Raw genomic sequence first — 12,073 nt, forward strand, 5'->3', positions numbered from 1 at the left:
ACCCGCTCACCGCCCAGCCACATGAACCTGATGTGAGTGCACTTATGCGGCTTTGTGATGTGCATCGCATACCGCTCGCTACCAATCTGGCTGCAGCAGAGATCTTCATACGTGGATTAGATAGAGGCGATTTCGATTGGCGCAAGATCATTCGTGATCGTGAGCCAGAGCTATGAAAAAGCTGAAAATCGGAATCACTTGTTATCCGACGCTTGGCGGCTCCGGCGTCATTGCGACAGAACTCGGAAAAAAACTGGCTAAAAAGGGACACGACATTCATTTCATTACATCCAGTGTCCCTTTCCGGCTGGATATGCTGCTACCGAATGTATTTTTCCATGAGGTCGAGATGAGTCATTATCCTGTTTTCCAATACCCACCGTACGATTTAGTGCTAGCCAATAAAATGGCTGAGGTGATCGACGAAGAGCAGCTGGATATCCTGCATGTCCACTATGCTGTTCCGCACGCTATATGTGCGATCTTGGCTAAAGCTATTGCAAAACGTGATGTAAAAATCGTTACAACATTACACGGTACGGATATTACGGTGCTTGGAATTGATAATGGCCTGCGCAAAATGATCATTCATGCGATCGAGGAAAGTGATGTCGTCACTGCCGTTTCACAAAGTCTTGTGCAGCAAACAAGGGAAATGCTTGATGTAGCAAGTCCAATCGAAGTTGTTTACAACTTTGTAGATGAAGAAGTATACCGACCGGCTGATGTGCGTGACATAAGAGAGCAGTTCGGAATCAAAGAAGATGAAAAAGTACTCGTACATATAAGCAATTTCCGTAAAGTGAAACGTGTACAGGATGTTGTACAGGTTTTTTCGTATGTACAGGAGAAATTACCTGCCAAGCTGATGCTGATTGGAGACGGTCCTGAGTATTCGGATATCTTGCGAGATGTGCAGCAGCGTGGTCTCGAAGATAACGTCTTATTCCTAGGTAAGCAGAATAATGTTGCTGCGCTTTTAAATATGGCAGACATAATGCTGCTTCCTTCTGAAAAAGAGAGCTTTGGCTTGGTTCTCTTAGAAGCTATGGCCTGTGGGGTGCCGTGTATTGGAACTGATGTCGGTGGCATACCAGAAGTAATACAGCACGGAAAGAATGGGTTTATATCGCAGCTAGGGGATGTAGAGCAGATGGGAGCATTTGCATTGGATTTGCTGACAGATGAAAAGTTGTGGCAGCGATTTTCCGATGCATCCATCCGTTATGCAGCAGAGAACTTCCATTCTGATCAAATTGTCGCGCAATATGAAGCAATTTATGAAGAGGTTTTGTAATGAAGATATTTGAAAAAGCATTCCGGGTCATACAGGAAATCGAGTTACACGGTTATGAAGCATATCTGGTCGGAGGAGCTGTGAGGGATTACCTCATCGGTAAAGCTGTCGGCGATTTGGATATCGCAACGTCAGCAACGCCGGACCAGGTAATGAAGGTGTTCGATAAGGTCATTCCGATTGGTATTGAGCATGGAACTGTTCTTGTACGTTTCGAGAAGGAGAGCTTTGAAATTACGACTTTCCGGACAGAAGGAGCATATTCTGATTACCGGCATCCTGATAGCGTAAATTTTGTTACTGATGTTGCAGCTGATTTGGCTCGTCGTGATTACACAGTTAATGCAATTGCAATGGCCAGAACCGGGGAGTTAGTAGATCCTTTTGATGGCAGGAGCGCTATTGAAAAGAAAGAGCTGGTTACAGTAGGCAAGGCCTTTGACCGTTTTCAAGAAGATCCGCTGCGTATGATGCGCGGTGTCCGGTTTGTATCACAGCTAGGGTACAAATTGGATCATAATGCACGAAAAGTGATGGAGGATCAGCGTCTTTGGTTATCGCGTATTGCAATTGAACGCATATGCATTGAAATGGAGAAATTATGCTCTGGTAAAAACGTAAAAACAGCTATCCAGCTTTTGCATGATACGGGATTATGGGAAGCAATGCCGATTTTTAAAGATCATCCTGAGCTGATGCGTGCGCTAGCCAAAAAAATCGAGCCTCTAGGCACTTTGGCAGAATTGGTTGCCCTTTGTTCGTTGTTTAGTACAAGACCAGTTCTTGATTGGGTTAAGGAATGGAAGCTGTCCAATGCTATCAAACAGGACGCTCAACATTTAGTGCGCATACTTCAAAGTAATCTGGATGCTTGGGCAGTTTATCAGCTGCCTGTTCACCTTGATGAGGGTTTTTGCCGACTTGAAAAAATCTATAAAGAAAAAGATGTACAGGATAACGTTTCATCCATTAGACATATGCTCCCGATCCGAAACAGTTCAGAACTGGCCATTTCCGGCGGAGATCTGATCAGCTGGTTTCCCGATAGAAAAAAGGGGAGCTGGATTCGTGATCTTTTGCTTGCTGTTGAAAAGGCTGTTGTAGAAAACAAGATTCCGAACGATAAAGAACAGCTGAAGGAGTGGGTCATTCATGGATACAACACGTAATCGTCTCATCAGAATCCTTCAGGATCATAAGACATCATATATTTCTGGCCAGAATCTGTCAGAACAGCTTGGTATTTCAAGAGCTGCAGTCTGGAAGCATATGAAAGCGTTGGAAGCAGACGGGTATGAGATAGATGCTGTTCCGCGTAAAGGATACCAAGTGAGACGTTCGCCAGACAAACTCAGCAAAAATACGCTGAACTGGAAGCTTGATACCGAGTGGATCGGACGCAAAATCATCTTTGAAGAAGAGCTTGATTCTACACAACTTTTGGCCAAAGCTTTGGCAGATCAAGGTGCAGTACATGGAACTGTTGTTATTGCTGATCAGCAGACAAGCGGTAAGGGAACTAAAGGACGCAGCTGGTATTCTCCAGCTGGAACTGGAATATGGATGAGTTTGATCATCCGGCCTGAATTCGGTCCTCGGGAAGCAGCGCAGCTGACGCTGGCTGCAGCAGTTGCACTTACACGCGTATTTCGTCAGAACGATATTGAAGCTCACATTAAATGGCCGAATGATATCTATCTAGGCGGTAAGAAGCTCGCCGGAATCCTGACAGAGATGCAGGCGGAACAGGATTATATTCAGCATATCGTACTGGGTATCGGAATCAATATCAATCAGACAGTATCGGAGATAAACCCGGATATCCGCAATAAAGCAACATCTTTACGTATCGAGACAAATAAGGAATGGAAGCGGCAGGAGCTTATTCATTTGATTTGGAAAGAGTTCGAGAATGTCTATTCGCTATACATAGAAAAAGGTTTTCAAGAAATTCGGGACGAATGGATGCAGTATGCTTTACGTCTGGGGCACCGAGTAAAAGCAGCTACACCATCAACTGTCTTTGAAGCAGTTTTCAGAGGAATCGGGGAAGACGGAGAGCTTATTCTTGAAAATGATGATGGCAGTACACAGCGCTTATATTCTGCTGAATTGGAATGGAAAGAGGAGTAACATAATGAAAACTAGACTCGATTTTCAAAAGATGAAAGAAAACAATGAGAAAATCACCATGGTCACCGCCTATGATTATCCGACTGCAAAATTGGCCCAGCAAGCTGGTATCGATATGCTGCTTGTCGGCGATTCACTTGGAATGGTCGTACTCGGATATGATAGCACCATACCTGTAACAGTGGAGGATATGATTCATCATGGTAAAGCCGTCACTCGCGGCGGAAACGAGACGTTTGTCGTAGTGGATATGCCGTTTATGACGTACCACGTATCCGTGGAGGCAACTGTACCGCAAGCGAAACGCATCTTCCAGGAAACCGGAGCGCAAGCCTTGAAACTGGAAGGAGCAGATCAGGTCATTCTGGACAGTATTAAGGCATTAGCAACAGGCGGTATCCCAGTTGTCGGTCATCTTGGTCTGACGCCGCAGTCAGTTCATATGCTTGGCGGTTATAAAGTACAAGGGAAAAGCAAACAGACGGCAAAACAGCTGCTGGAGGATGCACGCAAAGTCGAAGCAGCCGGAGCAATTGCTGTCGTGTTGGAATGTGTGCCTAAGCAATTAGCAGCACTTATTGCTAAAGATATTTCGATTCCGGTCATCGGAATCGGCGCTGGTGTTGATGTGGACGGTCAAGTTCTAGTTTTCCATGATATAAGCAGGTACGGTGTTGATCGTCTGCCAAAATTCGCAGTCAGCTATGCAGACCTTAACGAAACCATTACAAATGTCTTCTCCACTTATCGCGAAAATGTAAAAAACAGTATCTTTCCGAATGACGATCAAAGTTTCACAATGGACGAAGCAGCATTACCTAAACTAGGAGAATGAACATGAAGATCATTTCGACATTAGAAGCATTGCAGCAAGAAAGAGTAAAACTTGCAAAAGAGCAGAAGTCAGTTGGCTATGTGGCAACAATGGGCTTTTTACATGAAGGACACCAATCCTTGATGAAGCGTTCTAAAGCGGAGAATGATATTACAGTGCTTAGCATCTTCGTCAATCCGCTGCAATTTGGGGCGGGCGAAGATTTTGAGACTTATCCGCGAGATGCTGTCCGTGATCAGCGTATTGCAGAACAAGAAGGCGTCGATATCGTCTTCATGCCAGAAGCGGCGGCAATGTATCCGGGCAATAGTACAATCAAACTGCATGTTGCTGACCGGGTAGATGTGCTTTGCGGCAAATCGAGACCAGGTCATTTCGATGGCGTGGTTACAGTTTTATCAAAGCTTTTCCATTTGATTCAGCCGAACAGGGCATATTTCGGGCTGAAGGATGCGCAGCAAGTAGCAGTTGTACAAGCTTTAGTGCATGACCTTAATTTCCCGCTTGAAGTGGTTCCGGTACCGACGGTCCGCGAGGAAGACGGATTAGCGAAAAGCAGCCGTAATGTCTATTTGTCAGAGCACGAGAGACAAGTTGCACCAGCAATTTACCAAGCACTGCAGCAGGCTAAACAAAGCATCCAAGATGGAGCAAAGAATCCTGAAAAAGTAGCATCTGCTGTAAAAGAATTTATAAACAGCCAAACAAGTGGTAGAATAGACTACGTTGAAATTTTGTCTTATCCCGCATTGAAGCCAGTCAAGGAAATAGATGCGCGTATTATCATTGCCGCAGCTGTCTATTTTGACAAGGCGAGATTGATCGACAATCTAGTATTGGAAGCTGACGGCTCCATCATGGACCGTTTTTAATATAGGGGGAAATAGGATGTTTCGCACAATGATGAAAGCGAAGATACATCGCGCTCGTGTCACCGAAGCGAACTTGAACTATGTTGGCAGTATTACAATCGATACACACATTCTGGAACAAGTGGGCATACTTCCTCATGAAAAAGTGCAGATTGTGAACAATAATAATGGAGCTCGTCTCGAAACATATGTAATCCCCGGTGAGCGGCATAGCGGAGTCATCTGCCTGAACGGTGCTGCTGCACGTCTTGTACAAAAAGATGATGTAGTGATCATCGTTTCCTATGCCATGCTATCTGAAAAAGAATTGGCTGACTTTAAGCCGAAGATCGCCCTGATGAACGAAGATAATACAGTTCAGGAAATCATCGAGGAAGAACCGCCGCTTACTGTGATGATGTAACGGCATAAAAGAATCGTACGATAAGACTCTTATCTGTGATAAGAGTCTTTCTTTTCTAAGCAGTATGGAGGGTGGAGTATGGAAAAATTTGTAGTGGTGGATCTTGAAACAACTGGGCACGCGCCGTCGAATGGCGATAAAATCATAGAGGTCGGGATTGTCGTCATCCAAGGACGTGTGATCACAGATCAATTTCAGACGATGCTGGATCCCGGTATGCCGATTCCACCTTTCATTTCCCAGCTGACAGGTATTACTGATGAAGATGTGGCTGGTGCTCCGCAATTTGAAGAAGTAGCGGAAGAGGTTTCTGCTTTCTTCAAAGATAGCTATGTGGTCGCTCATAATGCGAATTTTGATTTGCGGTTTCTCAACAGCGCTTTGGAAGTGGCAGGACTTGCTCCAATCCAGCGCCCAGTGCTTGATACGGTCGAGTTGGCTCGTATTCTGCTGCCAACGGCACCGAGCTATAAATTGAGTGTTCTTAGTGAGCATCTTTCTTTTGAACATGATCAGCCCCACCGGGCACTGTCCGATACGCTCGTAACAGCAGAACTCCTGTTGTCTCTTTTAGAGGAGCTAGGCAAGCTGCCATATGAGACAATTTCTCATCTATTAACACTGGAAAAATCATTGAAAAGTGATTTGCGCAGCTTGCTTGAGTATCGTTTGGAAGAACTCGCATTCGACGATATACACGATGATGGGCTTGAGGTTTATCGAGGACTGGCTTTTCGAAAAGTCCATGAAGAAGATGATACCGTTTCTGCTATTACCCAGTCTTTCGGTGAGATGGCAGATCAGCTGTATCAAAAAGAAGGCTGGCTTTCAGAGGGAATGAAAGGCTACGAGCCGAGAAAAAGTCAGCTGGAGATGAGTGAACAGATCTTTGATGTTTTCCAATCAAATAGAAACGCACTTCTCGAGGCTGAAACCGGTACTGGAAAATCTCTTGCGTATCTTTTGCCAGCAGTCTACACTGCAGTAAAAGAAAAGAATCGCATCGTTATCAGTACACATCTGACTCAGCTTCAGGCACAATTGATGGACAAGGAAATTCCGCTTTTACAGCGCATCCTGCCGTTCTCCTTCAATGTAGCACTGCTGAAGGGAAAGCAGCATTATCTAAGTCTCAGCCGGTTTGAATCAGAGCTGCAGCAAACAGCAAATGACAATTATGATATCGTACTAACTAAGGCCATTCTACTTGTTTGGCTGACAATGACCGAGACTGGGGATATTGATGAAGTGAATCTGCCTTCCAGCGGAAAGCGGTTTTTCCTGCATATGTCCGCAGATGCAGAGGATACGCAAGACCCATTTTCGCCATGGTTTTCACGCTCGTTTTATCAGCGGGCAAAGAAAGCAGCTTGGCAGGCAGATATTATCGTTACGAATCACGCTTTGCTTTGCAGTGATATGCAGGAAGAGTACCAGCTCCTGCCATCATATCAGCGAGTCATTATCGATGAAGCACATCATTTCGAAGCGACAGCAGCGAAGCATTTCGGGTTGGCACTTGATTATGTCTCCATCCACCATATGCTTTCTCATGCGAATAAAGTGTACGAGAAAGCAACAGATGAGCTTCCAATTACACAAGCGGAGTTGCTGATTTGGCAAAGTTTATGGGACCAAACCAAAGAAGAAGCAGATGAAATGTTCCGTTATATCCATGATTTTGTTTTATCCCAGCATAAAAAGAAGCTCGGCACCAATGACATTGGCAGATTACAGCTGCGGCTTGAGGATGTTCGAGAGACGAAACAGGTCCTAGTGATTGCTGAAATGAGTAACAGATTATTATTCGGTGTGCGAGACTGTATCCACCATTTGCTTCAGCTGATAAAATCAGCCGATAAGCAAGGGGAGAAAAAGATTGCTGATTCCATACGAAATGCTGCGGATCAGCTACAGACGATTATCGATGCGATTGAACGGATGTTCCTCCTATATGACGATGAAGAAGTGAAATGGATAGAAGTCGATATGTACGGCGCCCGAAATGCGGTTTATTTATACAGTGAACCATTAGATATTGCTGATTTGCTGCTTGAACATTTCTTTTCGGAAAAGAAATGTGTTGTCCTCACGAGTGCAACTTTAACAATGAAGCAATCGTTTGCTTTCATTCAGGAACAACTTGGCTTGGATGAACATACCGTCACAAGACGTTTCGATTCTCCTTACTCGTATCAAGAGCAAGTGCAGCTGCTCGTTCCAAATGACTTTCCAGACGTCCGAGGAAAAGATAACTATCCCTTCATCTATGCTGTTTGTGAAGCGATACTCAGTCTTGCCGCTATAACGGATGGACGAATGCTCGTTCTGTTCACTTCCTATGACATGCTGAAAAAAGCTTTTGGACTTGTGAAGGAACTGACAGAGGACCAAGATTATACCTTGATTGCCCAAGGTATTACAAGCGGTAGCCGCGATCGGCTGAAAAAGAATTTTCAAAGCAATAAGAAGGCCATCCTATTCGGAACCAGTTCATTCTGGGAAGGCGTTGATATTCCTGGAGAAGACTTAAGCTGTCTGGTCATTGTCAGACTGCCATTCCAGCCTCCAGATCACCCAATTTATGAAGCAAAAGCTTCCAAACTGAAGGCAGAAGGGAAGAATGCCTTTATGGAGCTTGCATTACCTAATGCGGTCATCCGCTTCAAGCAAGGTTTCGGCAGGTTGATCCGGTCGTCAAACGATAGAGGTATTGTATTCGTTTGTGATGACAGGATGATGAAAACGAGATATGGCAGCTACTTCACCGCTTCCATACCAGATGTACCGACACATTATAAAAGTACAGCTGAACTTTTAGAGCTTGCAGAGGATTGGCTATAAAAAAAAGTGCGTCACAAGGACGCACAACTGCTGGGGAGAAGGAAGATTTTTGTTGAAAAAACTTTGAACTCGTCTTAGAATTACACCAGGACAACTGGTATAATAAGAATTGGATTGCTTCTCAACATACATTAGTTTGCTGCAGAAAGCCATCTCTATGAGTAACAAATCATGTAAATGAATTGCTCGGAGGTAACGATGATGGAAAATAATAAGATGGAAACCATGTCCACTGTACGTGTACAATACAGCAGCGATCTGTACAAACTGGTCGATTCACTGAACCGTACACTGAAGGAAAAGGACTTGATGTTCGGATTAGCATTGGATGAGGAAGATCATGATACGGCGATATTCACGATTTACCGTACCTAAGTGGGCAAAGATCACACTGTTCAGCGCTTTAGCTGTTTTGATCATTCTCCTCGGCTGCGGTATATACGTTTATAGCACTGCACAAAATGCACGCACAGAGGGCTTTGAAGCTTCAGAGGATTTTGCACTTGAGAATACGGACTTAGAAACCGTAGATGAAGTGACACGCTTCAATGGCGAACATATCTATCATGTCGTCAAAGGCAAGCAAGCCGATGGAGAAGATGCTATCGCTTTTGTTAAAAAGAGCGAGAAGGATTCAGAACAGATTATCTATACAACCGACACAGCTGATGAACAGCAAGTCGAGAGCAGCTGGCAGTCAGCATGCGGCGCAGACTGTGAAATGGAAGATGTCCGGCTAGGATTGTACGAAGACGCACCAGCATGGGAAGTCACATTTCGCGATGAACAGGATCGTCTTGGCTACAGCTATTACACACTAGATGGTTCCGAGCAGCTGGAAAGCTTTGCTCTATCCAACCAATATCAATAACACAACTACATATGTAGGACAGACAATGGAGGGTTCTTTTTGAAGACAACGATTGCTAAGCTAAGTGAGCATGTAGGAGAAGAAGTAACAATAGGAGCGTGGCTCCGCAATAAACGTTCCAGCGGGAAAATCGCATTTTTGCAGCTGCGTGACGGAACAGGATTCGTTCAAGGTGTCGTCGTGAAAAGCGATGTACCCGAGGAAGTGTTCCAGACAGCGAAGAACATGACACAGGAAACATCCCTTTATGTTACAGGCAAAGTAGTGGAGGACAGCCGTTCTTCCTTTGGATATGAAATTCAAGTAAGTAATGTAGAAGTAATTCATGCGGCAACAGATTACCCGATTACACCGAAAGAGCATGGTACTGAATTCCTGATGGATAACCGCCATCTATGGCTTCGTTCTCAAAAACAGCATGCGGTTATGAAAATCCGTAATGAAATCATTCGTGCGACGTATGAATACTTCCATGAAAATGGCTACACGAAAATCGATCCGCCAATTCTGACAGGTTCTTCTGCAGAAGGTACAACTGAATTGTTCCATACGAAATACTTTGAGGAAGAAGCATATTTATCCCAAAGCGGACAGCTTTACATGGAAGCAGCTGCAATGGCATTTAACAAAGTATTCTCCTTCGGTCCGACATTCCGTGCAGAAAAATCCAAAACAAGACGTCATTTGATCGAATTTTGGATGATCGAGCCAGAAATGGCGTTCGTTGAGCACGCAGAAAGCTTGGAAATCCAGGAGAACTATATCAGCCACCTTGTTGCTTCTGTGCTGAAGAACTGCAAACTGGACCTTGAAATCCTTGGACGCGATACAGAGAAATTGGCAAAAGTAACTGCGCCATTCCCACGCATCACGTATGACAAAGCAATCGAATTGCTGAAGGAAAAAGGATTCGATGATATTGAGTGGGGCGAAGATTTCGGAGCACCGCATGAGACTGCGATTGCTGAAAGCTTTGACAAACCAGTATTCATCACTCATTACCCAGCTGCAATCAAAGCATTCTACATGAAGCCAGACCCAAATCGGGAGGATGTTGTGCTGTGCGCGGACTTGATTGCACCAGAAGGCTATGGTGAAATCATTGGCGGATCCCAACGTATCGATGATCTCGAATTGATGGAAAAACGCTATGAAGAACATAATCTGACTAGCGATGCATACAACTGGTACTTGGAATTGCGTAAATACGGTAGTGTGCCGCATTCAGGCTTTGGACTTGGTCTGGAACGGACAGTCGCATGGCTATCCGGCGTGGAGCACGTTCGCGAGACAATTCCATTCCCGCGTCTTTTGAACCGCCTATACCCATAATAAATAGATTACCTGACGATCCCTTGTCGAAACGACGAGGGATTGTCCTATTAATTGAAGGAGAACCCAGATATGAATAACGACTTGAATTACCAACGAATGCTGGGAAATCCATTTTCATTTCCCGGTATCCTAATGAATAAATATGTATCTCTTGGTCTGAATGAAACAGAAATGATGGTCATTTTGCATATATGCTTTTTCCAGCAGCAAGGCATTATGTTTCCGACTACTGATGAACTAGCTAAGAAAGTAACGCTTTCTGAAAGAGATGTAGCCCTGATATTACGCAAGCTCGTTCAGCGTAATTTGCTTCAGATTGAAGACGTGCAGGAAGAAAATATGCGCAGTCAAGCTTATAGTCTGAACGGATTATGGCATCTTGCGTTTGCGGAAACCGTCTATCCAGAACCTGAAAAGAAAACAGACAAAGAAGAAGAGGCGGCTATATTTATTCTCTTTGAGCAGGAATTTGGCCGTCCGTTATCGCCTTTTGAAATAGAAACTGTCACATTATGGCTGGATGAAGATATGCAGCCTCCATCTCTTATTAAAGCTGCTTTGCGAGAAGCAGTATTGATGAGTAAATTGAATTTCCGCTATATAGATCGTATTCTGCGTGAATGGAAGCGCAAAGGTATCCGATCCGTAGATCAGGCCCGGAAGCAGAGCAAATCATTTCATGAGAACCAACGGCCTACAGCGGCTGCGGTACGTTCTGAGCAGCAAGCACCAGCCCGTGATGTGAGTATTTACTATAACTGGCTGGAAGAAGATTGAGGAGGAAAAGCATACAATGCTGAACAAAACACAGATACGACGGGCATTGGATGTGATGCGTGACATGTTCCCGGAAGCAGCGTGTGAACTGGTGCACCGTAATCCGTTCGAGCTGGTGATCGCCGTACTGCTGTCTGCGCAGTGTACCGATAACCTTGTCAATAAAGTTACAAAGGATTTGTTTGAAAAATATAAGACACCGGAAGATTACCTGGCGGTTCCGCTTGAAGAGCTGCAGCATGATATACGTTCTATCGGTCTTTATCGCAACAAGGCAAAAAATATCCAAAAGCTCTGTCAGACTCTGATTGATCAATATGATGGAATTGTACCAGACACACGTGATGAATTGGTCAAACTGGCTGGAGTAGGGCGCAAGACAGCTAATGTTGTGGCATCGGTTGCGTTCCACGAGCCTGCCATTGCTGTAGACACCCACGTTGAACGCGTATCCAAACGGCTTGGTTTCTGCCGCTGGAAAGACAATGTGACCGAAGTAGAAAATACATTAATGAAAAAGGTGCCGCGTGATGAGTGGAGCGATACACATCACCGCATGATCTTTTTCGGACGCTATCATTGTAAAGCCAGAAACCCAAACTGCCTGGCATGTCCGTTGAACGACATTTGCCGGGAAGGGAAAAAACGGCTGAAAGCCGAAGCAAAATAAAAGACAGTCACTCCAAATCGAAGTGACTGTCTTTTT

At 44.6% G+C, this 12,073-nt stretch carries 12 protein-coding genes and 1 pseudogene; all 13 read left to right on the plus strand.

Annotated elements, in window-relative coordinates:
* Positions 1 to 176: pseudogene (locus tag AE2B122_RS19085) on the plus strand (methylglyoxal synthase); the annotation flags it as partial.
* Positions 173 to 1,297: an N-acetyl-alpha-D-glucosaminyl L-malate synthase BshA gene (gene bshA, locus AE2B122_RS02885; protein ID WP_095217903.1), complete on the plus strand. Its 1,125-nt coding sequence runs from the start codon at positions 173 to 175 to the stop codon at positions 1,295 to 1,297. The pseudogene AE2B122_RS19085 and the gene bshA, both read left to right, overlap by 4 nt.
* A complete protein-coding gene (locus tag AE2B122_RS02890) occupies positions 1,297 to 2,466 on the plus strand; it encodes a CCA tRNA nucleotidyltransferase (RefSeq protein WP_175073028.1) in 1,170 nt (389 codons plus the stop codon). The genes bshA and AE2B122_RS02890 overlap by 1 nt, the downstream gene beginning before the upstream one ends.
* Entirely contained in the window at positions 2,450 to 3,430 is a 981-nt protein-coding gene (locus AE2B122_RS02895; RefSeq protein ID WP_095217901.1) for a biotin--[acetyl-CoA-carboxylase] ligase, read from the plus strand. Before AE2B122_RS02890 ends, AE2B122_RS02895 begins: the two co-directional genes overlap by 17 nt.
* 4 nt (positions 3,431 to 3,434) lie before the next feature.
* Positions 3,435 to 4,265, plus strand: coding sequence for a 3-methyl-2-oxobutanoate hydroxymethyltransferase (panB, locus tag AE2B122_RS02900; protein ID WP_175073029.1), 831 nt, complete (start codon positions 3,435 to 3,437; stop codon positions 4,263 to 4,265).
* Between the two features lie 2 nt (positions 4,266 to 4,267).
* Complete coding sequence (gene panC / locus AE2B122_RS02905) at positions 4,268 to 5,137, plus strand: pantoate--beta-alanine ligase (RefSeq protein WP_175073030.1); 870 nt, start codon at positions 4,268 to 4,270, stop codon at positions 5,135 to 5,137.
* A 16-nt stretch (positions 5,138 to 5,153) separates the two neighbouring features.
* Positions 5,154 to 5,540: an aspartate 1-decarboxylase gene (gene panD, locus AE2B122_RS02910; RefSeq protein WP_095217898.1), complete on the plus strand. Its 387-nt coding sequence runs from the start codon at positions 5,154 to 5,156 to the stop codon at positions 5,538 to 5,540.
* Between the two features lie 78 nt (positions 5,541 to 5,618).
* Positions 5,619 to 8,384 carry an ATP-dependent DNA helicase DinG gene (gene dinG / locus AE2B122_RS02915; protein WP_175073031.1) on the plus strand — a complete coding sequence of 922 codons (2,766 nt, stop codon included), beginning with the start codon at positions 5,619 to 5,621 and terminating at the stop codon, positions 8,382 to 8,384.
* Between the two features lie 201 nt (positions 8,385 to 8,585).
* A complete protein-coding gene (locus AE2B122_RS02920; RefSeq protein WP_084160690.1) occupies positions 8,586 to 8,759 on the plus strand; it encodes a YpmA family protein in 174 nt (57 codons plus the stop codon).
* On the plus strand, positions 8,725 to 9,255 hold the full coding sequence (locus AE2B122_RS02925) for a DUF5590 domain-containing protein (protein ID WP_175073032.1): 531 nt from the start codon (positions 8,725 to 8,727) through the stop codon (positions 9,253 to 9,255). Before AE2B122_RS02920 ends, AE2B122_RS02925 begins: the two co-directional genes overlap by 35 nt.
* A 39-nt stretch (positions 9,256 to 9,294) precedes the next feature.
* On the plus strand, positions 9,295 to 10,587 hold the full coding sequence (gene asnS, locus AE2B122_RS02930) for an asparagine--tRNA ligase (RefSeq protein ID WP_095268806.1): 1,293 nt from the start codon (positions 9,295 to 9,297) through the stop codon (positions 10,585 to 10,587).
* A 72-nt stretch (positions 10,588 to 10,659) separates the two neighbouring features.
* A complete protein-coding gene (locus AE2B122_RS02935) occupies positions 10,660 to 11,367 on the plus strand; it encodes a DnaD domain-containing protein (protein WP_095217894.1) in 708 nt (235 codons plus the stop codon).
* A 16-nt stretch (positions 11,368 to 11,383) separates the two neighbouring features.
* Entirely contained in the window at positions 11,384 to 12,037 is a 654-nt protein-coding gene (nth, locus tag AE2B122_RS02940) for an endonuclease III (RefSeq protein WP_095217893.1), read from the plus strand.
* The last annotated feature ends 36 nt before the right edge of the window (positions 12,038 to 12,073 follow it).

Source organism: Terribacillus sp. AE2B 122 (genome assembly GCF_902497585.1).
Lineage (GTDB): Bacteria > Bacillota > Bacilli > Bacillales > Amphibacillaceae > Terribacillus > Terribacillus saccharophilus_A.

Coding starts and splice junctions, on each gene's coding strand:
- AE2B122_RS02890 (WP_175073028.1), top strand. CDS start 1,297: ATGAAGATATTTGAAAAAGCATTCCGGGTCATACAGGAAATCGAGTTA.
- AE2B122_RS02895 (WP_095217901.1), top strand. CDS start 2,450: ATGGATACAACACGTAATCGTCTCATCAGAATCCTTCAGGATCATAAG.
- nth (WP_095217893.1), top strand. CDS start 11,384: ATGCTGAACAAAACACAGATACGACGGGCATTGGATGTGATGCGTGAC.
- AE2B122_RS02925 (WP_175073032.1), top strand. CDS start 8,725: ATGATACGGCGATATTCACGATTTACCGTACCTAAGTGGGCAAAGATC.
- panB (WP_175073029.1), top strand. CDS start 3,435: ATGAAAACTAGACTCGATTTTCAAAAGATGAAAGAAAACAATGAGAAA.
- AE2B122_RS02920 (WP_084160690.1), top strand. CDS start 8,586: ATGGAAAATAATAAGATGGAAACCATGTCCACTGTACGTGTACAATAC.
- dinG (WP_175073031.1), top strand. CDS start 5,619: ATGGAAAAATTTGTAGTGGTGGATCTTGAAACAACTGGGCACGCGCCG.
- panC (WP_175073030.1), top strand. CDS start 4,268: ATGAAGATCATTTCGACATTAGAAGCATTGCAGCAAGAAAGAGTAAAA.
- panD (WP_095217898.1), top strand. CDS start 5,154: ATGTTTCGCACAATGATGAAAGCGAAGATACATCGCGCTCGTGTCACC.
- AE2B122_RS02935 (WP_095217894.1), top strand. CDS start 10,660: ATGAATAACGACTTGAATTACCAACGAATGCTGGGAAATCCATTTTCA.
- bshA (WP_095217903.1), top strand. CDS start 173: ATGAAAAAGCTGAAAATCGGAATCACTTGTTATCCGACGCTTGGCGGC.